Annotated in this window: 18 protein-coding genes; 4 read left to right on the top strand and 14 right to left on the bottom strand. The window is 42.1% G+C overall.

Going from position 1 to position 25,619, the window contains the following annotated elements; translation table 11 throughout:
- Positions 1–35: 35 nt before the first annotated feature.
- From tnpC to OCU36_RS13285, 9 genes are all read right to left on the bottom strand, one after another.
- A complete protein-coding gene (gene tnpC, locus OCU36_RS13245; protein ID WP_261838355.1) occupies positions 36–1,565 on the bottom strand; it encodes an IS66 family transposase in 1,530 nt (509 codons plus the stop codon).
- Between the two features lie 59 nt (positions 1,566–1,624).
- Positions 1,625–1,978, bottom strand: a complete 354-nt coding sequence (gene tnpB, locus OCU36_RS13250; RefSeq protein ID WP_261838356.1) for an IS66 family insertion sequence element accessory protein TnpB — start codon at positions 1,976–1,978, stop codon at positions 1,625–1,627.
- Positions 1,975–2,286: an IS66 family insertion sequence element accessory protein TnpA gene (tnpA, locus tag OCU36_RS13255; RefSeq protein ID WP_207104345.1), complete on the bottom strand. Its 312-nt coding sequence runs from the start codon at positions 2,284–2,286 to the stop codon at positions 1,975–1,977. Before tnpA ends, tnpB begins: the two co-directional genes overlap by 4 nt.
- A 622-nt stretch (positions 2,287–2,908) precedes the next feature.
- Positions 2,909–3,274: a hypothetical protein gene (locus tag OCU36_RS13260; protein WP_261838357.1), complete on the bottom strand. Its 366-nt coding sequence runs from the start codon at positions 3,272–3,274 to the stop codon at positions 2,909–2,911.
- Positions 3,271–5,853, bottom strand: a complete 2,583-nt coding sequence (locus OCU36_RS13265) for a hypothetical protein (protein ID WP_261838358.1) — start codon at positions 5,851–5,853, stop codon at positions 3,271–3,273. The genes OCU36_RS13260 and OCU36_RS13265 overlap by 4 nt, the downstream gene beginning before the upstream one ends.
- A 384-nt stretch (positions 5,854–6,237) precedes the next feature.
- Entirely contained in the window at positions 6,238–6,783 is a 546-nt protein-coding gene (locus OCU36_RS13270) for a hypothetical protein (RefSeq protein WP_011149140.1), read from the bottom strand.
- A 3-nt stretch (positions 6,784–6,786) separates the two neighbouring features.
- On the bottom strand, positions 6,787–8,976 hold the full coding sequence (locus tag OCU36_RS13275; RefSeq protein ID WP_261838359.1) for an integrase: 2,190 nt from the start codon (positions 8,974–8,976) through the stop codon (positions 6,787–6,789).
- An 11-nt stretch (positions 8,977–8,987) separates the two neighbouring features.
- Positions 8,988–11,444 (bottom strand): hypothetical protein, encoded by a 2,457-nt coding sequence (locus tag OCU36_RS13280; protein ID WP_261838360.1) that lies wholly within the window; start codon positions 11,442–11,444, stop codon positions 8,988–8,990.
- Positions 11,445–11,448: 4 nt separating this feature from the next.
- Positions 11,449–12,858 (bottom strand): tyrosine-type recombinase/integrase, encoded by a 1,410-nt coding sequence (locus OCU36_RS13285; RefSeq protein WP_261838361.1) that lies wholly within the window; start codon positions 12,856–12,858, stop codon positions 11,449–11,451.
- A 346-nt stretch (positions 12,859–13,204) separates the two neighbouring features.
- Here OCU36_RS13285 and trmA point away from each other — a divergent pair, with 346 nt between their 5' ends.
- Positions 13,205–14,314: a tRNA (uridine(54)-C5)-methyltransferase TrmA gene (trmA, locus tag OCU36_RS13290; RefSeq protein WP_261838362.1), complete on the top strand. Its 1,110-nt coding sequence runs from the start codon at positions 13,205–13,207 to the stop codon at positions 14,312–14,314.
- A 669-nt stretch (positions 14,315–14,983) separates the two neighbouring features.
- Positions 14,984–18,214, top strand: a complete 3,231-nt coding sequence (locus OCU36_RS13295) for an ImpA family metalloprotease (protein ID WP_261838363.1) — start codon at positions 14,984–14,986, stop codon at positions 18,212–18,214.
- A gap of 267 nt (positions 18,215–18,481) precedes the next feature.
- Here OCU36_RS13295 and OCU36_RS13300 read toward each other — a convergent pair whose 3' ends face one another.
- Both OCU36_RS13300 and fabR read right to left on the bottom strand, forming a co-directional pair.
- Positions 18,482–18,853, bottom strand: coding sequence for a YijD family membrane protein (locus OCU36_RS13300; RefSeq protein ID WP_261838364.1), 372 nt, complete (start codon positions 18,851–18,853; stop codon positions 18,482–18,484).
- Positions 18,853–19,494, bottom strand: a complete 642-nt coding sequence (gene fabR / locus OCU36_RS13305; RefSeq protein ID WP_261838365.1) for an HTH-type transcriptional repressor FabR — start codon at positions 19,492–19,494, stop codon at positions 18,853–18,855. The genes OCU36_RS13300 and fabR overlap by 1 nt, the downstream gene beginning before the upstream one ends.
- A 327-nt stretch (positions 19,495–19,821) precedes the next feature.
- Here fabR and sthA point away from each other — a divergent pair, with 327 nt between their 5' ends.
- Complete coding sequence (gene sthA, locus OCU36_RS13310) at positions 19,822–21,222, top strand: Si-specific NAD(P)(+) transhydrogenase (RefSeq protein ID WP_261838366.1); 1,401 nt, start codon at positions 19,822–19,824, stop codon at positions 21,220–21,222.
- Between the two features lie 184 nt (positions 21,223–21,406).
- On the opposite strand, the gene dinF is transcribed toward sthA, so the two are convergent.
- Positions 21,407–22,762: an MATE family efflux transporter DinF gene (gene dinF, locus OCU36_RS13315; RefSeq protein ID WP_261838367.1), complete on the bottom strand. Its 1,356-nt coding sequence runs from the start codon at positions 22,760–22,762 to the stop codon at positions 21,407–21,409.
- Between the two features lie 267 nt (positions 22,763–23,029).
- On the opposite strand from dinF, the gene OCU36_RS13320 reads away from it, so the two are divergent.
- On the top strand, positions 23,030–24,106 hold the full coding sequence (locus OCU36_RS13320) for a hypothetical protein (protein ID WP_261838368.1): 1,077 nt from the start codon (positions 23,030–23,032) through the stop codon (positions 24,104–24,106).
- 240 nt (positions 24,107–24,346) lie between these two features.
- On the opposite strand, the gene lexA is transcribed toward OCU36_RS13320, so the two are convergent.
- Positions 24,347–24,967 carry a transcriptional repressor LexA gene (gene lexA / locus OCU36_RS13325; protein ID WP_261838369.1) on the bottom strand — a complete coding sequence of 207 codons (621 nt, stop codon included), beginning with the start codon at positions 24,965–24,967 and terminating at the stop codon, positions 24,347–24,349.
- A 94-nt stretch (positions 24,968–25,061) separates the two neighbouring features.
- Positions 25,062–25,424, bottom strand: coding sequence for a diacylglycerol kinase (locus OCU36_RS13330; RefSeq protein ID WP_261838370.1), 363 nt, complete (start codon positions 25,422–25,424; stop codon positions 25,062–25,064).
- Positions 25,425–25,619: the final 195 nt, after the last annotated feature.

Consider the following 25,619-nt stretch of genomic DNA (forward strand, 5'->3'; position numbering starts at 1 on the left):
TCGTAAACGCCCCATGAACCCACGGGGCGATCTTGCTAATGTATAAAGTTCCAAGGCAGGAGCGCATCGATATCAGGTTCAGCTTTCGCTAATTCCTGCATGCACTTGACCATGTAGTCGTAGAGGATGAGTCCATTGGCTTTCGCGGTCTCGACGATGCTGTAAAGCATCGCGCTCGCTTCAGCCCCATTAGGGTTAGTTGAGAAGAGCCAATTTTTTCTGCCAATGACCAGCGGTTTTATTGCGCGTTCAGCACGATTATTATCTATCGATAAATGACCATCATCGATATAGCGGATAAGTTTCGGCCATTGGCCGAGCGTGTATTTTATCGCCTTACCCAGCGGGCTAGACTCCATCACTTGTTGAGTCGTCATCCACTCGTACAACTCATCCAGTATCGGCTTAGCATGTTGTTTACGTTCTGCTTTTCTTTTTTCAGCAGATTCACCTTTTAAGCGAGATTCTATTCCATAGAGCTTCTGGATTTTGGCCAGCGCTTTATCTGCTTTGCCTGACTTACCTTTACCTTGCAGCTTTTTTGCGTCCATGAACTTACGTCGTGCATGCGCCAAGCAGCCAACATTGGTCACTTGATGAAGACCATCATAGGCACCATAGCCATCGGTTTGCAGATAACCACTGTAATCCCCCAAGAAGGCAACAGGGCATGCCCTCGCGCGACTGTTTTGATAGTCGTACAAGGCGATATTTTTCACATTGGGGAGTGCGGCATCTGGCGAGTCTGCGCCCGAGCAGTAGAGCCACATATAACATTGTTTATCTTCTTTGAGGACATTGAGCGGCGTTTCATCTGCCTGAACCACCACTTGTTGAAGTAAGTGCTCTTTTAGGGCGGCATAGAGTGGTTTGAACTTCTCACTGACCTGGATAACCCACCTTGCCATGGTGGTGCGTGATAGTTCAATACCCGACTGGGTAAACAGCGACTCTTGTCGATACAGTGGCATCGCGTATTGGTATTTACCAAGGATGATGTTGGCAAGCAAGCTTTCTGTGGCGAAGCTCTTAGGGATAATGCTTTGCGGTGCTGGTTTTTGAACGATGCGGCTTTCGTCTTTAGTTTGCTCGCACTGGCGGCAAGCATATTTAGGACGCACATATTCCAGCACTTTGAGTACCGCTGGTGAGAACTCTAGTTTTTCACAGCGGTCTTCACCGATTTTATGCAGACCATGCTTGCAGCAAGTGCACTGCTTTTCATTGTCGTCTAAATCGAGTTCGATAACCTCACGAGGCAAGCTCTTTGGAAGAGGCTTGCGCTTACCGCGCTTCTTCGTTGTGGTGGTTGTCGTGACCTCAACCTCTTCTTCCTTAGCAGCTTCACATTCCACTTCGTTGAAGAGGTCACCTTGCGATTCATCGTAAGGCTTTAACGCCTCCGAGCGTCTAGCGAACTGACGGTCGAAGGCAAGCTTGAGCTGCTCAAGTAGCGACTGGCGCTCTTGTTTCAGTTGGTTTTCTGACGCCATCAGCGCTTTCACCATCGCTTGTAGCTCGGCAACATCTTGGCTTTCTGGGTTGATATTTGGCGTCTTTTTCATGGCATTTATTATACTAAAATCATGCCGTTAACGCTTGGTGGATAAAGCTTTATTCTCGATTAAGTCATTGTAAAATCGTTTATTTGAACGGGTTTATGGCCGATAATCGTGAAGCCAGAAAGCAGCCTATCAAGCTCGAAATGAGTCAGGGTAAACATGTCATTTTTCTCTTTTGTAGGCCACTTGAACTTGGCTTTTTCGAGGCGTTTATACCAGAGGGCGAAGCCTGTTTTATCCCAGTACAACACTTTAATTTTGTCGCGCTGTTTGTTGGTAAACAGGAACAGTGCGCCACTTCCTAAAGGTAAGTCGGTGTCACTTTCGATAATCGCAGCAAGGCCGTTGATGGACTTTCTAAAATCGACGCTTTCACGATATAAGTAAATTTCTGGGGCGCTGAGCATGCGTTTCATGACAGCGCACCGATAAGTTCTGCAAGATAGGTCGCTGGCGTGCCTTGCGGAATGCTCAGCTCAACATCATTGATGAGAAGAGTCATATTAGCTGCTGCAATCTGAGCTTGATACGTCGTCGTCTTTTCGACGACTTCAGCTCGGACAAAGCCAAGAGATACGTCCGTTTTATTGAGTTGCTGGCGCTTGGCATAGAACGTTGAAGGATTGAGTTCATTGAGCTTACAAAACGCGAGTGTCGACAGTGAACTCGATTCAGATTGTTCGATAAGCATTTGCCATTCTTGATTGGTGCGTCGTTTTCCCATTTCAAGTCTCCTTATGGTTGGAGACTTGATCTTATTATTCGTGCTAGGTGATTAGAATGCGGGGTTTATGACGCGCTTACCCTTATTCTACTCACATGGTGGTTTTATGACCCAGATTACTCTAGTGTAGTAAAAACAGCTTGCCACTAATTGTCGGTGGACATTAACGTTTGAAACTTTTCTTCTTCCGAAGTGCGTCTCAAACGAGACAACCAGAAGCCAATAATAACAATAAAAATCGAAACTTAGACTCAGGCAACGTGGCTATCCAAAGAAAGTGTGACAACAAAGTTTGTCATTACTGAGGGAACATAAATGCGTCAGTGAATCTGCTAAATTAGCATCTCAAGGATAATTTCAGGTATTGCGAACCTCCAATCAAATGACCACATTCAGTCAACCACTACAGGTTCATAATGCCTGGCTCGACTATAATTGCAACGGGTTCATGAATGCTTACTTTGTTAAGCATCCAAACGAACAAAGATCACTTCATGAAGTCGTGGAAATCAAAGAAGACATGGTCACTAATTTCCAAACAATGAAGCAACTATCTCAGTTTGATATGGATTATCGTAGAAATATGACACAACTTAAATCGTTACTACTTTCTAAACAATAGTTACATGAGTTTTTCTACAAAAGACAGGCAAGGAACTAGAAGCCAACTCCATATTCCAATACTATTAATCCACATGAACAATCTAAATTTTTTTGATTCACTCTTAACTCGATATCTTATAAAAGGGTAGGCTATCCAGTACCTTGTTAGACGACTGACTATTGAGTAAGAGGTTTGGAATTGCCATCTTAGATAACCTTTTTCATCGTAAAGTTTGTCTAAGTCTTTAGCTAATTGCTTATCAATAAAAACAATGCGTTGTACGTTACCTAAACCAACCACAGCACTCATGAGCACGCCAGGGACTCCCCATATGATGGCGTAAATTGCAAAAAATCCACTTATAACGTTAAGAAAATCACTCAAAATAAGTCCTCAACTAGCGCTTCAGTTGCTTCTGTCAACTCGATGGCTTTTTCATACACAATATCTCCTGTACTCTTACCAATAGTTGCCCCTATAACACCGCCAGCAGCGCCTCCAACGACGAATGCACCAATTGAAGCTATAGCAAGGACAGGGGCAGATGTAATCCCGACAACACCAAGGACTAACAATGTCCCTGAAGCTGCCCATTGCCCCGTTTGTGCTCCAACAAGCCAACCTCCAAGAAAGCCACCAATTTCACGAGTTGTTTTTTTGCCGCATTCTCCTGAGCCGTCAACAGAGCAGGCATCATAAATATTCTTCGCACCACTTGCCGCCCCAAGCACTAGCCCTACGTAGCCGACCCCACGAGATGTAATGATACCAATCGCCACATTTGCCATACGCTTACCTAAATTCGGTACGATACCTTTTGCAATAATCTCATCAGCATTATGAATGATTGAGCGAGTTGAAAGCTTAAGGTTGCGTCTAATCTGTGTATAGACAGGGATTTGAACGCTTCGCTTGGATAATGCGGCAAAGCTACCATCTAACTTATTAAATAGCGATGCTCGCTCTGCGACAAAAGAACCATAGTTAACACCACCAACGCGACTCGCCATCGCCACCTGTGATACGTAAAGGTGGTTTATTTCAAGAAGCACACTGTTGATGTTTTTTAAATGTTGTTCAACAAATGCTGCTACAGCACCAACTCCTATTGATGCATCTGCATATAGGTCTGTTGGAAGACCGTCCTCCTCAATTTTTTTGATTGCTTCGCTAGCATAATAGTCTAATAGCTCAAAGTGTCGATTAACGGTAGCAACTTGTTCTTCAGTTAGTTTCGCTAACTCGGCACTGGCTGCTTTTGCTTCCTCTATAAGAGTATCAAGCTTACTTCTATGTGTTTCAGTGGTTGGTTCTTTAGTTGGTATTACTACTATTTCTCCCTGCCGTACTGGGTTATTCAAGTGCGTGTTATATTTCTTCAAAAGCGTTTTGATGTCTTCATTTGTTTCTGAAGAGAAAAGGCTTTGCCAATAGTTTTCAAGAGGCTGTGTTTGTTCTACTTGGGTAAAGCCCAGTTCAAATTCTGTTGCAACGTCAGAGACTGTTTTGATATTTACCACAGGGATGTCTTTTTCGACCAACCATTCGTGATTGATAGAAACAATGGAAGTATCAACCAAGCAACGTCCCGTGTAGTCATAGAAAGTGTTTAAAGGGTGATTGAATTTTTTCGGTACTTCAGGTGGTATCGCGTACACTGTTTTTTGTTGGACGGTCGATGGTTTTTTCTTCTGCACATTCAGCGATGCGCCTACAGATAAAGACATCGGGTCTGCGTCATATTGCGGATTAAGATCCAACAAAGCTTTCGGGGCTAGTCCATACTGGTTGGCAATCTTCGCCCACGTTTCTCGTGTTCCTGTTTCGGGATCGGTTTGAACAATATGATTAACTGGCTCTGGTTGCTTTTGTTCGGCTGGTTTCGCTGTTTCAGTTCGTTTAATTATGGGGTGTTTGGTCGCCTCAAGTAGCTGAGGGATATCTAACTTTACCCCATGCTCGTTCAACCAATCGTCGGTCAAACTATCTAACTCATCGCGAGTAATTTGTCTTTCTAGGTAAACGAGATACTGATTTTCGACAACTTTACCCCCAAGCTTCCAAAAGGTCAGAATCGCTGTTTGATCCGTGTTGTAACCTCTTTCTGGATCAAGACGCTGATGCCTACTTAGGGTGGCATAAAAACTCCAACGTTTATCACCCTGTAAACGGTACTCTTGTACCAACTGGTTGTCGTGGAAGTGATAATAGAAGCCTTCAGTAGGGAACCCTAATCGTTCGCCCAATTGCACAGTAGGTGTCACAGGAATAAAACCTTCACTAGCAACTTGTGCGCCGAGATTCCTGACTTTGACGGGATGTGTAGGAGAAATTCCCATAGGACGAGAAGCAACTTGAGCGACAAGTCGTTTAGGCTCATCAAATGCAGTCTGTATAGTGTAGCGGGTGCCATGTTCTATCTTTGTTTCAGCCCAACGCCCTAGCTCCACTTCATTCTTTGTTTTGGTCAAAATAAAGTGGCAACTTCCAGCCTTACGTACCGAATCTTGAGAGCACGCAATTTCAAAGCTGTATTCATACTTTAGCTTAGGTGGTTCATCTGAGTAATCAGGTCTCGGAGGCTCTGGAACATATGTTGGCATCGGTAGTGGGGGATGTAGGCTATGATTTTGACTGTAACCAGCGCTGCTCCCACTCATTCGAGTTCTAGCTAGTAATGCACTTTGTGCAGCAGGCTCAACGTTATCGGTAGCTTGAGCGTTAAAAGACCACGTTTTACCTCCTCCCATCGTTCCTGACTCAGAGAGTAGCATCGGTGTTGAGGGTGAGTCAGTCAGTAAAACAAGGTGTCCTTGCTTTAGCTGCTCCATGAAAGCTTTAAACTCCATGCCTGATGGAATTGCCGTCTTCAACTCGTTTTCATTGAGTTCATTAAAGCCACCTTCAACTTGTCCAAACTCATAAGCCATTAACTCTGTGACCCGTACAACTCGATAGCTCATATCACCTTGACCTGATTAAATATTTCACGATTTCATTTTAACCACTATGCCATAGATAACATATTGAGCTTAAAATGATTTATTGAATGAAAATCACATATTAACATGAGGATATGCGGGTTTAGGCATTGAAAAACGCCATTCACCACAGAAGGGGGATGATGATGCTCTTTCTCCTAGGTTCGGATTAGATTTGATAGGGGAAATGTACGCTCTCTGAATTGTGTAGAGTATTGAATCTAAGTGGTTTTGGGGCAAAGGCGTGTTTGCTATAGTCGGTTCGCAACACCTCTGCCAAGTGAACTGACAGAGGAAAAGTGACAAACTTTATTGTAAATGATCAGACTTTATTGGACTCGTTCAAACTATATTGTCTTCTGACAACTAATCTAGTTTTTCACGCGTTTTAAAGTCTAAAACGTTACTGTTCATTCCCATATCTTGAACATCAATCATCAACTCAACATATTTTTTTTCATCAGGAATCTGCCCCCACATGGCAACATTCATTTGATGCATTCTTACTGCTTGCTCTTTTATACGCTCTTTATAGCTCTCTAACTTTGAGTTTTTCGACGTTAATTCTGCCTTGATCATTTTTATTTCAGCCTTAGCTTTATCTAGATCATTTTTAGCTTTAATGTATAAAGGATGCCTATGGATGTCTTCATCAGACACATCTTTTACAGGACCATATTTACGAGCAGCTTCAGCGCTCAGAATGTCTTCCTTTAGTTTTGGATAACGTTCAGGTTTAACTACACCATTCGATAATCCAGCTTCCTTCTCGACACTTGAAACAGTAATTTTCAACTTATTGGCTTTAAGCTTCTGTTTTAGCTCCCTGTGGATTGGCCTTTTGGCAACAAGGCGTGCTAATGCGTCTCTTAACTGCCTCTCGGTCGGGCTTAATCCAGTTTCATCTGTCATATCTTACGCCACCGTTTTTGTTGGTATAACCAAACTCAACACATCTTCTGCAAACTCATACTTATCATGCTCGAATTCTAAGTCATCCATTATTTCTTCAGCCGCTTTTACTTGCATATAGTATTTAGTTGCAGAACTTGAATTTAATTCATTGTTTTCTTTAAGCAATTCAATATTTCTCATCGCATCCATACGCGAACCTTCGGCATAAACAACGTTTTCAATATAGTCATATTCGCAATCCACACACTCACTTAAATCAATATTGATGCGCATAGAGCATAGTGTGTTGGTGCAATACAGACCAGGCGCAACAGCATGTAGGTGAGCTTTACCATTGGTTAACTGATCAATCCAGTAATCCTTTGATAACTTACGTTTGTTTACCCCATATTCAAAATAACTTTCACCTTCTCGACTAATTTCAGCAATCATTGCCTGCCCTTTACCACCTGCTATACGCTCACCATTCGCCATTTTTTGATATATGCGAGCAAAAATCTCAGCCTGTTGCGTAACCCGCTCTTTTCGTATTTCGCTATAAAGCTTTTCAAATGAATAGGCATTGCGGGCATACCATCGAGTCATTGCCATCGATAAATGCGATAACTGTTGCTTCAATGCAGGGAAAGAACATAACTCATAACCAATTAGATAGTACGCAAGTGAACGTCGTGTTTGGTGTGGCGTGAAGTGAAATTTATCGCTTTGTTTAAAAGATGTCTGGGTTGGGTCGGAGGTTTGTAAATACCCCATATCCTCGGCCGTCAGAATAAAATCAAAATTGTCTTTGTTAAAATTAATTTGGATAGATGCAGCCAGCGACGACTTTTCCAACTGAGTGAAATAAAATAAATCTAATAAATTTGCAAACATTCGGTGGCTGTCATCTTCTGCAAACCTGCTTCGAAACGGCGTATGAATGGCATTGACCACATGAAAGGCTTTTAAGCCTACTTTAGTAGTAACAAAAACATCGTCTTTAGTTTGGCTGTTTAGCGTAATTTTAGATTGGCGTGTAGTTAAAAAGTAAATGATTTCCTTGCCCGTATCGGACTCACAACCATTTTTATCAAACGATATTTTCTGAGCACCATAAACCGGGCTAATTCTGTATAACTCATCTACCCGCATCCCTGATAGGGCCAAACATAACCATGAGGCTTTTGCACTCATGCTTACCAAATATCGTCTAAAATCAGCCCAACCATAACTCGAGTCACCAATACAGACTTTGAATTTCTGAAGTCGTGCATCTTTTATCAAAATATGAGTTTCAAATAAGTTGAATATTTCCATCCATCGGTGATCTTCCCCTTTATCGGCCAAGGGAATTCCGGCCTCATCAAGCGCATGAGTAAATCGCTCCCATGATTTTTTATATGATTTACCAGGTGTGTATCTACCTCCCATTCTTATCCTTTGAAGTCGCAAGTTTATTTCTCTACCATAAAAGGAAATCATCTGCTCAACGGCTTGTTCAATTTCATCTCTTAATCCGTAAGCTTTTACGATATCTTCGCTGTATCTTGTTAACGCCTGAAAATAAATTCGAGGGGGGATCACCAATCTCCCCTCGGGATCTTCAGTCTTTTCGTTAAACAACTTATGACTCAAGTGTGAAAAATTAACCTTGAAGGGTAGTAACACTTTTAAAGAGAGAAAGGAGTTTAATCCTTTAAATACATCGGATTTAGACATATCAAAACACCCTTCATCAACCAAAATTTCTAGGCGTTCTTGGTTTAACTCCTCAAAAGAAGTAATGCCACGCCTAATCAGTTGAGCGATATTATTTCGCAGGATTACTATTTTGTTTTTTATAGAATCCAACTGAATGTTCTTACCTGAAAACCACATCTCAGCTAATGCCATGCACTTCATTTGATTAACTAGGTTGCGTTCATTTTGATGAAGAATAATAACGTTATCATCTTGCTCAAGATTAATACTAAAGATAAGGTTCGTTGTGGCTTTTCCTTTGAAATCGGACTCTTTAAATGGCCATACATCTTCAGAAAACAAAATAGTCTTTTTTTTATCTTGATAGATCACGCTTTTTTCTAACTCATCCCAATCACCTCGCAGTAGTGCAGGGAAAAGTACCTCCTGCAAATAGTCTTTGCGACCATCAATTGAGCGCATTGTCTCTAAGGCTAAATCCAAATCTTGCGAATTTTCAAAATCCAACATAGGAATACTCCTTATAAATATTGAGTGACAGAAGACAACGAATCAAAAAGCGGATAACGCCCTTTTTCTTCAAGTAAATCCTCTGCTTTCTCAATAGTTTCAAGTGGTAGGTCTTTTAGGTGAAGTTGAAACTGTTCTATTTTCAACTGGATGATAGCTGCACGCTCTGGATATTGGTCAATACCTTCCTCTAACGCTTCGAGAAAGCTCAGTAATTTATAAATAGCATAAGGGTCATCAACAAGTTTGGCGCTTTTACAAAAAATACAGAGATCGTACTGATAGCAGGTGATGTCCTGCCCTTCTTTTATTATCCCTCTTTTTTCTGCAAATTTACGAGCTGCATAATGCCAATCTTTCTCGTATACCAAATCAACTTTACCGTTGCAATCGATGCCATTCGGGTTCGTTGGTTGATTGCGTTTTTTCCAAACCTCATACTCCAAGACCGGAATTTCTAACTCTTTCTTGACCAACGCTACGGCTTCGTTGCGTGTTTTGCCTTCAGCAATATAACTTAATGCCAGCATCCCTTGTGATATTTGCTTTTTATTTGATACAGGATGCCCATTACGGTATCGTTTTTGTGCCACATTAAGACTGTGCTGCAAGATCTTTTGAGCCGTCAACCCTTTTTCTTCTGGTTTGTATTCTAAATCCGAGTGAGTAACACGAATTCGGCCAGAGGTAATATTTAAAAAGTAATTACCATAACCAATACCAAGCTCACTTAACATATATTGTTTAATTGGCACCTCTCCTTCCAGCCACTGATAAGTCAATGACTTACTTCCAAAAGGCACTAGAAAAGGAGGTTTTTTTGCTCTACAAAAACCATAGCTATGTTCCTTGGGGAGCGGGTTTCTCGTTGCGGCATAACGCTCAACTAATTGAAGAAAGGGGCGATATTTGGCTGCAACAGTAAATTCGCCTTTTGAGCCATCTAAATATTTAAAAGAAACAGTAATATCGCCATCGTAATTCTTTTCTGAGTAGCTCAATGGAATTAGTGCATTTCGCAGTGAAACATCGGTCATACATGAGAGAGCGGCATAAGCAATGCGGTTTGCTCTTTTTGTTCTCGCCATTCTATTAATTTCGATAACCTGTTTATTCATTACCCAAACACTATCTTCTCGTCGAGTCCAGTTGAAAGCTGTCATCTTTTGATGTTCAACAATGTCAGTGTAGGTTTTTACTAAATGATCAGTTAAGTCACCTCTGAAATTTGAAAGCAAATTTAAGTTCTGTGATAAGTGTTGTAAAGCAACACTCACGTGAACCTTGGTTTTATCACCTTGGTTATCTAGAAAATAGATTAAGGTGTCATGAGGGTCATTACTGTAGCTTTTTGAAAGCATTTCTAAAGTTTGGAGAAAGGTGATACCATCAATAACGCCAACAGTGTCACGCTTATTAATATCAGCAACAATAAACCCAGCCTCTTGATCACTTGCTTCGGAATGACGATTTTCTTCTAGAGATGCAAACAGCGCTTTTACATCTTTGGATGCACGACCTTTGTAAGCACGGACTTGAGAGATTTTCGATGTACGACCTTCAGCTTTAGATGTAACTACCTTGATGGGGTGTCGAACCTCTTGGATCACTGTGTCATTAAATGCAGTGTAGTAAGCAAACAGGGTATACGCTGCCGCCATGCACTGATTAAAAGGACTACCAGCACCATCTTTTATGCCCCCACCACCAACCTTAATTCTTATGTCACGACCATCAACCTGGTCAACCAAAATGTCTTCTAGGTATTGAGGTAGCGGAGCTTCTGGGCTGTCCTCTTTAGACGCGATCAGTTGAGTTGCCAAAGAAAAAAAGAAAAGTTGAGTTCGTTTAACTAATGCGTACCACTCACTTACCTCGTAAGGTATTATTGATGAATCAACATTTTTCGATGAAAACGTCTTCATCGTGGCTTGCCATTCTGATACATCGAAATCAAGCACTGATAGCATTAAATCAATATATATCTTTTTTAAAGATGCAGACGATTCAAGTAAACCAGCCTCTTCTCCATCATGATACTGAAAGGAATATGATTTAGGTTCATTAGCTGCTCTGACTAAACGCCACAATTCCCCCGCATTCCCTGCATAAGCCAAGTATCCAACCTGACTAAAAGGGTCGAGCTGTTTAACATCACAAAAAATAATATATTGCTTTAAGGCACTTAATCTAGCTCTTATAGAGCTTTCACTAGTTTGATTTGTTTTCTCTTGATCAACCCATTTCTTTAGCTTTTGCATCTTCTTTAATCGAGATGGCTTTGCTAATGGCCTTTGTGGGTCGCACGATTCATGGCACCAATCACGAAGGTTATATTTGTTACTGAATGCTACTCCTCTTTGATGTAATTCAAAGTTCAAGCCTAGCGCTGTAACATTATCCTTCACCTTTGGTTGAGTAATGCGTTTATTTTTATTTCTAGATGCTGCTAATCTACTTTTTGCCACATTCTCACCTCAACGATTGTTGTGCAAATTGATTTTTACGCTGTGCGAACTCCAACCAGGTTTTATCATCATTCATATAATTTACATATTTTTGGGTGGTAGCTGTACTTTCATGCCCCATCAGGACTGCCAATTCGGGCATCAAAGCCTCAAAGGGCTTACCTGTTTCAATATGTCTCTTGTACAACCAATCAGTCGCAAAAGTAGCTCGCAAATCATGTGTAACAAAATAAATATCCAGCCCACTAAGAATCAAATCATTACGTACAGCTTCCACATACTTTTGAATTGTATTGGGTGCGTAGATGCAGCCATTAGATTGAACGAATAGATGGTTATGTCGTAATAACCCACTTTCAATGGCTTCCTTCCTTGCCTTGCTTAGCTTGTACTCATACAAAAGTTCCATAACGTAGTCTGGAATTTCAATAGTCCGCTCTTTTCTGTATTTGGTAAGACAACCGTTTATTCGCTCACCAATAGGAACTTTAACGACTTTAGCTTTTGGTTTCTCCACGACGGAGGCTGGAAAGGTTATCAGTTCTTCCAATCTCAACCCCACCTCTGTTGCTAAGTACAGCATCAAGGCTTTAGTATCAGATGTATTTTCAACATCAAGATATCTATAAAATTCTTGTTTTTCATCTTCTAGGAGTGGCCGAAGTTCTCGGATGTCGGCATTTTGAGGCTTTTGTATATTTTTAAACGGTTTTGTGAGACCTGTTGTGTATACAATAATATCCTCACCATGGTAGCCATTGAGATGTGAGAGCATGTCATGTTGTGCTCTTCTATTTCGGTGACTTATACGAACTTTCTTTATTGAAAATTCAAATGGCCGAAAAGTTTTGCTGAGTGGAACGATCCGTTGTCGATGAAGGAAGGTATAGAAAGCGACAACTTTTAGTACGTAACTCGACGCAGTATTTGGAGAGCCACCGATTTTTCCATTTTCATCTTCGGTATAAAGATTCTCTAATAAATAATCACGATATCTAACGATAGGGCTTTCTTCTACCTTCTCTGTGCAGTCAAATATTGTTAATGGAAGCTTCTCTTCAATCAAGACACCTGTTCTTTTGTCAGTATGTTCTGGGATTTCCATACTCATCCAACGATAGAAGCTTAATAACGCATTTGCATGAGATTCAATTGTATCAACGGAAGATATATCTGGATTTGACAATAGAGAGTGCAGGTATAAATTGACTGGCACTACATTAATGCCACCTGGGTCAACTAAAGTCGGAAGTTTATAAATAAGTGGTTTTGAATTGTCATTTACTTCGTGGATTATCTCACCACTATCAGGAGCTACCCTACTGGTAAATGAAGGATATTTATCCGTATTGATCCACATAAGACAGTAATCAACACCATAATCCTCTGGAAATGCCTCACTCTGCTCAATCATAGTAACACCGAATAATCAAACAATTATGGTGTTACACTAAACTCTTCCCCCTCTCCATGTCTAAATTTTTATTCATTTTAATTATTAACTTGCGACATCTAACAAAAATCCCAACCGTAGTTCTGGATTTACACCAGATTCCCTCTTCAGCCATCTATACATCTAAATGGCACCAGCTTGCCGAAGATAGTATTGACCTCGGAATCATTTGTCCAGTCTAAGATAGTTATAAGCTATAGTTTTCATGGTCGATTGGCATTGAATGGCTCTCAACACTGGACAAGCGCCTGTGATTGAATAAAATCTGCGCTCTTGATTTAAAAGCACGACAGCAAAAGGCATAACAATGGCGAATTTAGATGTAAACCCGCAACGCTACCAAGAACAACTGGCAGAAAAGACTGAGCGTCTTACTGACATGTTCTCAGAATATAATGTGCCTGAGCTGGAAGTGTATGAATCTCCAGAACAACACTACCGCATGCGTGCTGAGTTCCGTGTGTGGCATGAAGGTGACGATATGTATTACGTCATGTTCAACCAAGAGACTAAAGAAAAATACCGAGTCGATCAATTCCCGGCAGCGAGCCGCCTTATTAACGACTTAATGCCTCTATTAACAGAGGCAATGAAAGATAACCACTCTCTACGTCACAAACTGTTCCAAGTTGATTTTCTTTCGACATTGAGTGGCGAGATTTTGGTATCACTGCTTTACCATCGTCAACTGGGTGAGCAGTGGATTCAAGATGCTAAAGCACTCAAACAAAAATTAAACAATGAAGGCTTTAACCTAAACCTGATTGGCCGTGCACGTAAAATGAAAATCGTGCTGGACCGCGACTACGTAATCGAAAAACTAGACGTGAGCGGTGAGAGTTACATCTACCAACAAGTAGAGAACAGCTTCACTCAACCAAACGGTAAAGTCGCAGAAAAAATGCTTGAGTGGGCGGTTGATTGTACTCAAGACAGTAAAGGTGACTTACTTGAGCTTTATTGTGGTAACGGTAACTTCTCACTAGCGCTAGCACAAAACTTCGAGCGTGTACTGGCAACAGAACTGGCGAAACCGTCAGTAGAGTCTGCACAGTACAACATTGCGGCAAACAAGATTGATAATGTTCAGATTATTCGCATGTCTGCAGAAGATTTTACCGTAGCAATGGAAGGCAAACGTGAATTTCGCCGCCTGCAACAAGCAAACATCGATCTAAAGAGCTACAACTGCAACACTATCTTCGTTGATCCACCTCGTTCAGGCATGGATGTTGATACTTGTAAAATGGTGCAGAGCTATGAACGCATCATGTACATCTCTTGCAACCCTGAAACCTTGAAAGAGAACCTAGACATTCTAAGCGAAACGCACGACATCACTCGTTTTGCGCTATTTGACCAATTCCCTTACACCCACCACATGGAAGCGGGTGTGTTCTTGGAGCGTAAAGCGTAAGGGGATTCTCGACTTTAAGAGTAGAGAGTAAAACATAAAAGGGACGACTCAGGGGGAGAGGAATTGAATAATACAACTCCTCTCCCCCCTGAGTAAAAGCTAGGTAAAACACCTTAAACGAATTAAAGCTTACCTATCAAGCCAATCAATATTAAAGGGAAATAAGCCAGTTAATACCACAAACCAGTGATAACAATTTCAATTCCCATCAATCTATTCCACTAGGGCGGCTCTCCGATTAATTAAGCTGTCTCCCTACCCGCTTATAGCATTATCCATCCAAAACAATTTCATACTTATATCACTCTAGGGAATATCCAATCTAATTTATTCAAAGGAAAACAAAGTAGAAGCTCTAGCCTTGTTTAAATATCAGTGGACCACCATGGTTCAAAGGTTGGTTATATTGCTTGTTGTTAGTTGTTTTGTAAGAGGTTTAGGCATAAGGCTATGAGATAGGGCCTGTATGTAACTGTTCAGATCGGAGGCTCTAAATATAAACCTACTGAGTTATGCAACAAAGCTGAAGCAATCTCACGAATATATAATAAAAACAAGCTCTAAATATACTAGCTTTAAAATGATACTCACGCTTTATCATCAATTGTTAATAAATTTTGACATGGTTTCCGTGGAATATCACCTCAAGTTTGGATAAAGGAGCTATCTATGAAACGACATTTCAGGCAAATCATTATAAGTATATGGGCATTAAATTGCTCCTCTGCTTTTTCATCCCCTATAGATCAAGATCTAGAACCATTAATAGCAGACTCCCGAGACTGCTTCTATGCTGAAACATCTGATTGCCCTGACCCTATTGATGCGGCTGTTGAATCTGGAAATGCCCTCCTGATTCCTAATCGAGAATCGATTCTACAGGCCATTCTTACGGTTATTGATACTAATGGCATGTTGTTTCAAGGTGCAAAAAATACCATTTTCAATCTCACTCCTGAAGGGCTCGCCAAAGAGGATGGTAGTAGCTTAACCCAGTTATCTTGGGACCCAACCCATGATGCTAGCACTTTTATTCCTACTTATGGGGTTAACGAAGCTATCTTGTATACGAATGATGTCACCAATCCGAGTTACACGGTAAAAGAAAAAGCTGTCGGTATTATTGGTGAGACCAGCAACAGTCGCTATTTAGTGCTTGGATCGAACCCAATGCGAACTTGGCAGCGGGGTTTTGACACCGATGAACAAACAGAGGCTTTTGTTGACAATAGTATTCAGTGGCTAACCCAAAAAACTGACAGTGATATACTTTCTAATGGTCTGAATATCGTTATTGCTCAGATGGATAATAGACGTTATTTCCCAGATGAAAGCGCAACACGGAACTGGTTAGATCACCGTTTCCCCAACAGTATTCGTTACAATCCCGCAAGAAGTTGCAATGGCACAGCGCTTTCTGGTTGCATTACTCCACAAACAGATTTACTAATCATCTCACAATATCTACGTAATGAAGAAGACGCAGAGTTCATTACTGAGCAAGTGCGAACAGCACAAACACAAGGTGTTCCAGTAATGTACCTTCACCATAACGGCAATCAGACCGAACTTGGGAAGCACTTATTCGAGAATTTTGATGTGACATACGAGTTAGATAATGTGTGGCATAAGCTACGTTTAACCCATTTTGATATCACATCTAGACAAGGAATATTGCCTAACGATGTCGATCAAATTAAAAGCATGACCACACACTTCCGAGACATGAGTTTTAGCAGCGATTTGAGCCAATGTAATTCCAATTGCTCAAACATCGAAAGCTTTCAAAATGAGTTTCAAAACGCTGCAACCATCGTCAGAAAAATGACTAACCATTTTGACAGCAACAAGATCGATCTATTCTCAGTGGAAGGATATAAATACCAGAAACTGCTAGTCTTGCTCGCCGACTATTTCCGTCAATCCGTTTCATTTCCAATGAACATGGCATCTAGTGATACCACTAAATTTTTGGAAGCCTATTTTGCCGACCATATTCAATACAATTACCGTACTTTCAACCCAGCACAGCCCGACCTTGGCAATTTTAGCCGTGGAGATTTTAGTCATATCACGCCAAGCAGTCGAACAGTAACACTTACGAGTAAGGGGCATTTCCAGTCAGCTGGTGTTTATGCTCTACCGGGTCAGACATTTAAAGTATCGCGCCTAAATGATAACCCTGCAGTCACGACTGATATCTTTATTAACTCATTGCGCTCATCAGCTTCGAAACCGTTCTCCCCTCAAGGTTATATACGACCTAAGTACCTACAATCGGTGAGAATTAATCTTGAACCAGGTGAGACTATCCAGCTAACCTCACCATATGGTGGGCCAGTACAGATAGGCTTTTCTGGTGAGTCGGGAATTCCTACCACGCTTGTCTTTGAGCACATTGGTCGGCACCCTTACTGGCGAAGTAGCGAAGATAACGCAAGCTTTGCTCTTGCGATGAAACAAGAAGATTTTGACTGGGCAGAAGTAGCCACACCTTACTTTGAAGTCCATTCCACTCTGCCAAAAATGAAGACGACCCTGCTGTCAAATGCCGATTGGTCAACACCAGAAGACTTGGCAACAGCTATAAACACTTACATACATGATTACCCACACGTACTTGCTGGATTTCAAGGTGAGGGCATCACCCATATTCCAGAAATCTATGACTTTGCAGCCCAATTAGGGTGGACAATCAACGAACACACTATCGTAAAGCATATGAATGCGGATCAAGCGACTTGTGGTTCAGGCTGCTCAGGCAACCCTTATGATGCATACTGGGCCTTTAATCCTGTCGGACATGGTGATATTCACGAACTTGGTCATGGCTTGGATAAAAGTCGATTCCTTTTTAGTGGCTGGGATGGTCATGCTACTACCAATCCTTATTCGTACTATTCAAAGTCCCAATTCTTTAAGAATACCGGACAAGAACCACAGTGTCAGAACCTTCCCTTTAGCTCCATGTATGAAACATTGCAGACAGCGCATAATCAACCCGATCCTTTCGCTTATATGCAGCAAGCCAACTTAACAAACTGGGATAATGGTGTCGCTATTTATATTCAAATGATGATGGCTGCTCAAGCACAAAGTGCGCTTAAAGACGGTTGGCACTTACTCGCACGGCTACACCTATTGGATCGTGAATTTGACCGAAGTAAAAAAAATGAATCCGAATGGTTACTTCACAGAGATAACTTAGGGTTTAGCCACTATTCTTATGATGAAATAAAATCCATTAGTAACAACGATTGGCTCGCGGTTAGCATCTCTTTTGTTACCCGACTCGACTATGGTGATTATTTGCATATGTGGGGTATCTCAATTTCCGAGAAAGCACGAATGCAGTTGGAGCAACATGGTTTTTCCAAAGTCATACTGCAATACTACAAAGCTAACGGTCGTGATTACTGCTATGGCCTAGATAAACCAGTATTAGCAATCAACGGGACGATGAGATGGTCTGGAATTGATCTCGGCGAAGAATTTGGGGAAGACATTGCTTTTGGTAAACCCGTAACAATGTCAAGCTATTACAATAAAAATAGCTACCCTGCCAGCAATGCGGTTGATGGTAAGTTATCCACTTTCGTCCACTCACGTCGAGGACGGTCTGAGTGGTTAGAAGTTGACCTAGAAAAAGACGTCCCACTTGACACCATAATTCTGAGCAACCGCGCTGACTGTTGCCAGGAGCGCACTGAAAATATCACACTTGAATTGCTCGATGGCTCTCGAAACGTACTATGGTCCTCAGGAGCATTAGGCGTCCAGGAGGAGTGGCTATTTGATGCACAACATGGTTTGCCAAGCTCGCTGGTGCGCTATATCCGTTTGGAGTCGAGTAACCAATATATCAATATTTCAGGCCTCATGGCATACAGCCTGCCATAAACTCAATGGTTCAAGCTAAAAAAACCGCAGCGATCAACACTGAATGCTGCGGTTTCTTTTAGCTTCACAGAGGCTTTGTTATTTAAATCAGTGAAACAAGAAGCTACGATCTGACCGGCTACAACCACTAGTCGCCGAAGCCTATTGACAAAACAACTAACTGGCAGCTGTACCATCAAACTGAGATCTCGCTATTTAGGTCTAAGCTAAACAGCGGATACAAAAAAACGAGCCAATAGGCTCGTTTTTTGCAATTTATAAATTGGTTTAAACCGTTTTAGCGATAAAGCCTAGCTTCTTACCGACCCAAGCGAGAAGCAGCATCGCGATAATAATCGCAAAGAAATTCGACCCTGCCTCTGGGTATTGTGCTTTCACAAAAGCCGCGTGACCAAATGCCCCCACAAAGAAACAAGCTAAGCCTACTAACGGAATATCTTCAGAGACAGGGTTAGTTAGGTATTCTTGATACAGCGCTTGTACAGCTAAAACTAAAGCAATCAGCGGGAAAATAGAGAAGCCCACTTCGCTCATTGTTACCCAAGATAACAGTGCATCCCCACACACTCCGGCAACAACAGCAAGCACGAGTGTTTTTCTTTCAGAACTGCGGTTCACTGTATGGCTTTCATTCGACATTATTCAATTCCTCCTTTTAACCGGTTACGTTCACGTTCTTTACGATACCAAAAAGCCCCTTTGGCCATCATTCTTAATTGCATGATCAAACGTTCAGCCAATTCATCTCGCTGACGTCGTTCTAAATCTAATGCTTCAGCCCCAGAGTTGAAGACCAAAATAACGGAGGCTTCAGCTTGAGTAAAAGCTTCGTCTCGTGTCATACCCGTCGTGATCAAATATTCAGTTAGCTCTGCTGAGAAGTGCTGTATCTCACGAGCCACCGCAGTACGAAACTCAAATGAAGTTCCCGAACGCTCTCGTAATAACAGTCTAAATACGTTTGGGCTGCTTTCTATAAATTCCATAAAGGTTTCAACCGATGTTCGAATGACACTGCCTTCTGTGACTATCCGCTGCCTAGCTTGACGCATTAACTGGCGCAATAGTAAGCCACCTTCATCGACCATGGTTAAGCCCAGCTCATCCATATCTTTGAAGTGACGATAAAAGGAAGTCGGTGCTATTCCAGCCTCACGAGCAACTTCTCTCAAGCTGAGATTGGAAAAACTACGATCGGCACTGAGCTGACTAAATGCTGCATCGATTAAGCTGCGACGAGTTTTTTCTTTTTGCTGTGCGCGAATGCCCATTGGTTTCATACTTTATCAAACTCTTCTTTTACAGCCTAAACAGGCATACCTAATACTCTATTCAATATAACGCGAATCGCTTATTTATATAAGGTACTCTGGTCATATAAGACACCCAGTACGCATCTTCGTTCACATTGCTACGTAAATAGGTTCGAAGAAAACCGCCCTGTTTCTACACTGAGACTGAGAGTCAAACATCATATCAAATGACCTTTTTTCTATACTATGGCGTGATCCCACCGACTCTCTGATGCCCTTTTCATGTACCCAAGAACAGAATCAGTTAAAATCTCGCTACAGCAATGTTAATCAAACATAACAAGGAAGATATCTATGCCGCACTCCAACCACTTTGATGTGATCGTAATTGGTAGTGGCCCCGGAGGAGAAGGGGCAGCGATGGGATTAACCAAAGCCGGGGTGAACGTTGCCATCATTGAAAAAGAGAGCAGCGTGGGTGGTGGTTGTACTCACTGGGGAACGATTCCTTCAAAAGCACTGCGTCATGCCGTCAGTCGTATAATCGAATTCAACAGCAACCCACTGTTTTGTCAGAACAACAAAAGCATTCACTCAACGTTTTCCAACATTTTGGGCCACGCGAAATCGGTTATCGATAAACAAACGCGACTGCGCCAAGGCTTCTACGACCGTAATCAGTGCACGCTGATATTTGGTACTGCACGTTTTATCGATACCAACACTGTCTCGGTAATGCAAAGCGATGGCACTGAAGAACAGTATAGTGCAGACAAATTTGTTATCGCGACAGGCTCTCGCCCTTACCAACCGGATAACGTCGACTTCCTGCATGAACGTATCTACGACAGTGACTCGATTCTTTCTCTTAAACACGACCCTCAACACATCATCATCTATGGTGCTGGCGTTATTGGTTGTGAATACGCGTCGATTTTCCGCGGTTTGGGCGTAAAAACCGATCTGATCAATACTCGTGACCGCCTGTTGTCATTCCTAGACAATGAAACCTCAGATGCACTTTCTTATCACTTCTGGAACAGCGGTGTCGTGATTCGCAACGATGAAACCTTTGAGAAAATTGAAGGAACAGACGATGGTGTGATCATTCATCTAGAGTCAGGCAAAAAAATGCGTGCCGATTGCCTTCTGTATGCTAATGGCCGAACGGGTAACACCGATAAACTGAACCTAGGTGCGGTTGGCTTAGAAGCGGACTCTCGTGGACAAGTATCAATCAACACCAACTACCAAACCAATGTTGACCATGTTTACGCTGTCGGTGATGTGATTGGCTACCCTAGCCTAGCAAGTGCTGCTTATGACCAAGGTCGTTTTGTGGCTCAGGCGATAGTGAAAAGTGAAGCTGAACGCCCCCTTATCGAAGACATTCCAACCGGCATCTACACCATTCCTGAAATCAGCTCCGTGGGTAAAACAGAACAAGAGCTGACGGCAGCTAAAGTGCCGTATGAAGTAGGGCGTTCTTCATTCAAGCACCTAGCTCGCGCTCAAATTGCGGGTAAAGACATTGGTAGCTTGAAGATTCTGTTCCATCGTGAAACCAAAGAGATTTTAGGTATCCACGTGTTTGGTGAGCGTGCTGCTGAGATCATCCATATCGGACAAGCGATTATGGAACAGAAAGGCGAAGCAAATACCATCGAGTACTTTGTGAATACGACCTTTAACTACCCAACGATGGCGGAAGCTTATCGTGTTGCAGCCCTCAACGGACTTAACCGTTTATTCTAGATGAAGAGTCAATAGGAGTATTTGACCACCCATAGGCCAAATGCATAAACAGCAAGCCATGCGCTTGCTGTTTTTATTTAAGATATTGAATAGTAGAACATTGATAGTAATTAGATCATGATGTTCTAAATAACCTTTTACCTGTACAACCTCATTTATTCTTCCGAAAACAGAGCCCCCAGAGCTAAGCGAGAAACTTCCCCCTCTTCCACTGAGAAACAAACAAAACGCCAAGACCAATGCCACGCATTGCCATAAAGCTCAACATCGCTAGCCATAGTGCATGGTTCTCTAAACCGGATGCTAAATAGAAAATCGCGAAGAAACTGCAGGTCGCAACAAACATACTATTGCGCATATCCTTGCCCTTGGTGGCCCCAACAAAAATACCATCCAACAAGAAGCACCACATAGACACCAATGGCATCGCAATCAACCATGGCAGATACACCTCAGCCTGACTCTTAACATCTGGAATTGTGGTGATCATATTAATTAAACTAGAGCCAGCAATGGCGAACGCTATGGTCAGAACCAAACAAATATTGAAGCTCCAGAAAAAAGTACCAATCAATGACTGGTTCAGTTCTTCTTTATCTTTCGCACCAATTGCCTTACCGACCATCGCTTCCATGGCATAGGCAAAACCATCCATCCCATAAGAGATGATCATCAAGAAACTCATTAACACTGCATTGGCCGCAACAACATCATCGCCAAAGCTTGCACCTTGGAAGGTCATGAAAGTGAACGTCGCTTGTAGGCACAATGAACGAAGAAAGATATCGCGATTCAGTTTTACGAAGCGACTCAAACCTTGGCGAGTTTTCTTAAGTAGATCCCATGGCGATGGTAACTGTTTCTTCGCCCAGATTCGGTAAACACAAATCAAGCCAAATGTTAGACCGGCATAATCAGCCATCACAGATGCCACTGCTGCACCTTCCACTTGCCACCCCAAGCCAATAACAAAAACGATGTCCAGAACGATATTGGTGATATTGGTGATGATCACCATCCACATTGGCGCTTTGGCATTTTGAGTCCCGAGTAACCAACCTAAAATGACAAAATTAGTCAGCGCGGCAGGTGCACTCCAAGCGCGGATTGAGAAATATTGCTGACCATAGTGCTTAACTTGATCACTGGCGCTACTCAATGAGAAAACGAAATCGGCGACTAAACTGTGTAAAAGCAAAAAGACACCAGCAAACCCTAAAGCCATGGTCACGCCTTGCACAAAAACTAAGCCAAGCTGCTTGCCATCATTCGCGCCATAAGATTGTGCGGCTAGCCCGGTTGTCGACATACGCAGGAAACCAAGCAACCAAAAAGTCACACTGATCATGGTGCCACCGAGTGCCACCCCCCCTAAATACCAAGAGTGCTCTAAGTGACCGATAACCGCAGCATCGACTAAGCCCAGCAGTGGAACAGTAATATTAGAGAGAACCATCGGGATCGCGAGCAACAGCACTTTTTTGTGCATCGCCTGATTGGATAGCGTTTTAAAAATAGTTTGGGTATTAAATAGCTTCACGATCACCTCTTAGATTGGAGGCGATAGTTTAACCTAGTGGGTGGTCTTTCTCTATGTTGCAAAAGTTTACTTATGGCGAGAAGTCTATTTCGCAGCCGAGTCACGAACACAGCACTATCATCACGACCGATAATGGAAGTGAAGCGAGAGTGCTTAGGTTTTCATTCACCTGACGATATGTGTATCCCGCGACTTAGCGGACAGCGTGTTGCGTTTCATATGGCTGAGGGCCATAATACATAGACTTTCTGAGAGTAAAGTCTAGATATGAAACTAAAACAAACCGGTTTACCGTTAATGGCCCTGTCTGTGCTATTGCTTAGTGGATGTCAACACGACAAACCTAATGCCAATCCAAACAATGTTCAGCCGAATCCAAATCAGCCGAATCCGAATAAACCCAATGTAAACCCGAACAATACCCAGCCGGATCCGAATCAATCCAATACCAATCCCAATCCCAATCCCAATCCCAGCAATGTTCAAACTAGCGATGTTTCTATCTTAGAGAATAAATTTCATCTGCTTCATGATGATGCAGTCTACGTGACTCAACACCACAAACAGCAGGCAAAATACGTTGCGAGCCTTGCCGAACCTATGTTTACCAATGTGAAATTTAACTTCAAGGTGACTCCAGTTCCTCCTGCGATGGGGAGAGTTCTCGCCAACCCTTCACCATGGACGCCTCAGGCTAAACTAAATGTGCAACGCATGTTAGGTCAGATTGCTTTTGTCATTAATACGCAAGAGTTTGAGAATCGCTTCAATAATGCAGGCTTAGAAAAGATGGAGCAAAGTGCGTTTGCGAGCGGTATTGGTGACGCTAAAATTAAGCCCGTCAATTATCAAGCATTTAAAGATGTAGTGAATGATATGACGGCGAAATGGGAAGTGAATAATAATACTTACACATTCTCGGCTTATGGTTCGGTTACGGGTGGGAACGCTTATGGTGCAGTTGGCCAGCCTAATGTGTATCTTAGCCTGACAGGTATGTCTGACATATCAACGCTACACCATAGTGCTTCTTTGTTACTGCATGAATTAACTCATACCTTTGGTTATTCACATGATGGCTTCAACGATATGACACCCAATAACATACCTTATTATGTTCAAGCTATCACTTGGGATGATGGGATGAATGAAGTAGATTGTGATCAATATATGAACCTTTGGCAACAAGGTACTTCTATTTGGGGACAGCACTGTAACCTGCAAGGATCAGATAAAGACCCAAGCACACAAAATCCGCCACTTACGTCCGCTGATGGCCGTAACTATCGAGATATCAACTTATTTGCTCGATTTTTTGGTGATTCAGACGTAACAAATCGGTAAGCGCCCCTGGATAGTAATAGGCAAGCCCGTGGACCTTATTGTGGCGCAAGATTCGTCGGCACTTGAAACTTTTGATGTGCAGAGCTTGGCTAAGAAGAGCAATGTTTACGAACAAACGCCTTCATTTAAGGCTTAGTTAGAGGTGGCATAATCATCTTCCTTGTCTCTCGACAAAGAAGATGATTATCAATAGCAATGCCTGATTATTGAGAATGGATATCAATAATCTGCTTGTAATGATTACATCCAGTCGGTGTTACGAATAATACCAACAGCAAGTCCTTCAATAGCCAAATGCTGAGATTCTAGATCAACTTGGATTGGAGAAAACGCTTCATTTTCAGCATGTAACAGAACGGTAGAACCCTTACGTTCTAGGCGTTTTACCGTTACATCATCATCAACACGAGCCACAACAACCTGACCATCGCGCACATCTTGTGTTTTATGAACAGCCAGTAGATCACCATCCATAATACCGATGTCTTTCATACTTTCGCCATTGACGCGAAGTAAGAAGTCAGCCTGTGGTTTAAACATGCCGGGATCAACTTGGTAATGCATTTCTACATGCTCTTGAGCAAGAATAGGCTCACCAGCGGCAACCTGACCGATTAATGGTAAACCTTGTTCTTCATTTGCTGCATCTTCAAGCAAAATACGAATACCACGAGATGCGCCCGGGATAATCTCAATCGCTTCTTTACGAGCAAGAGCTTTTAAATGTTCTTCTGCAGCATTTGCAGAACGGAAGCCTAGTTCACGCGCGATTTCTGCACGTGTCGGTGGCATACCGGAATCTTCAATTTTACTTTTGATAAGATCAAAGACTTGTTGCTGGCGAGGCGTTAATGGCTTCATGATTCACCTGTCTTTTTATACAGTTAACTGTGAGTATATCCAGTAACTGGACAAAAGCAAAGCAATTGGTTGTTTTTAGTTCATTTTTAATCAATTACAGAAATAAAATCTCAAACCAAACATAACCCGCTAGCGCTAAACACATAAAGACGGCTGCAGAACCGACATCTTTCGCCATTCCAGATAGCTCATGATATTCACTACCAATTCGATCAACGACCGCTTCAATCGCGGTATTGATTAATTCGACAACCATAACTAATACCACAACCGAGATCATTAAGATGCGTTCAATTTGGCTAACGTCTAAGTAAAATGCTAACGGAATAAGTACGGCAGCCATAAACACTTCTTGTCGAAATGCAGCCTCGCTTTTAAACGAACTCTTGATACCTTGCCATGAAAAGCCTGCAGCTTTCACTATACGTTTAAATCCAGTGTTTGATTTTTTAGTCATTGTTGACCCTATACTTGATTAGTCGATGCATGTTTTTCCACAAACTTAACGGCAATATGGCTATTTCCATTAAAAGGTTAGACCAGTTTCTGGTATTCTTGCATCGATTAAATTTACGCCTAGGCTTATCCCTATTTCACCAATAGGTTTTATCCTTTTCATTTCAGATCAGAAATAGAGATACGCTTAAGCACA

This window comes from Vibrio artabrorum, assembly GCF_024347295.1.
Taxonomy (GTDB): domain Bacteria; phylum Pseudomonadota; class Gammaproteobacteria; order Enterobacterales; family Vibrionaceae; genus Vibrio; species Vibrio artabrorum.

Bases quoted from the DNA above. Each gene is read 5' to 3' on its own strand.
- tnpC (WP_261838355.1), bottom strand. From the start codon at position 1,565: ATGAAAAAGACGCCAAATATCAACCCAGAAAGCCAAGATGTTGCCGAG.
- tnpB (WP_261838356.1), bottom strand. From the start codon at position 1,978: ATGAAACGCATGCTCAGCGCCCCAGAAATTTACTTATATCGTGAAAGC.
- tnpA (WP_207104345.1), bottom strand. From the start codon at position 2,286: ATGGGAAAACGACGCACCAATCAAGAATGGCAAATGCTTATCGAACAA.
- OCU36_RS13265 (WP_261838358.1), bottom strand. From the start codon at position 5,853: ATGAGCTATCGAGTTGTACGGGTCACAGAGTTAATGGCTTATGAGTTT.
- OCU36_RS13270 (WP_011149140.1), bottom strand. From the start codon at position 6,783: ATGACAGATGAAACTGGATTAAGCCCGACCGAGAGGCAGTTAAGAGAC.
- OCU36_RS13275 (WP_261838359.1), bottom strand. From the start codon at position 8,976: ATGTTGGATTTTGAAAATTCGCAAGATTTGGATTTAGCCTTAGAGACA.
- OCU36_RS13285 (WP_261838361.1), bottom strand. From the start codon at position 12,858: ATGATTGAGCAGAGTGAGGCATTTCCAGAGGATTATGGTGTTGATTAC.
- trmA (WP_261838362.1), top strand. From the start codon at position 13,205: ATGGCGAATTTAGATGTAAACCCGCAACGCTACCAAGAACAACTGGCA.
- OCU36_RS13295 (WP_261838363.1), top strand. From the start codon at position 14,984: ATGAAACGACATTTCAGGCAAATCATTATAAGTATATGGGCATTAAAT.
- OCU36_RS13300 (WP_261838364.1), bottom strand. From the start codon at position 18,853: ATGTCGAATGAAAGCCATACAGTGAACCGCAGTTCTGAAAGAAAAACA.
- fabR (WP_261838365.1), bottom strand. From the start codon at position 19,494: ATGAAACCAATGGGCATTCGCGCACAGCAAAAAGAAAAAACTCGTCGC.
- sthA (WP_261838366.1), top strand. From the start codon at position 19,822: ATGCCGCACTCCAACCACTTTGATGTGATCGTAATTGGTAGTGGCCCC.
- OCU36_RS13320 (WP_261838368.1), top strand. From the start codon at position 23,030: ATGAAACTAAAACAAACCGGTTTACCGTTAATGGCCCTGTCTGTGCTA.
- lexA (WP_261838369.1), bottom strand. From the start codon at position 24,967: ATGAAGCCATTAACGCCTCGCCAGCAACAAGTCTTTGATCTTATCAAA.
- OCU36_RS13330 (WP_261838370.1), bottom strand. From the start codon at position 25,424: ATGACTAAAAAATCAAACACTGGATTTAAACGTATAGTGAAAGCTGCA.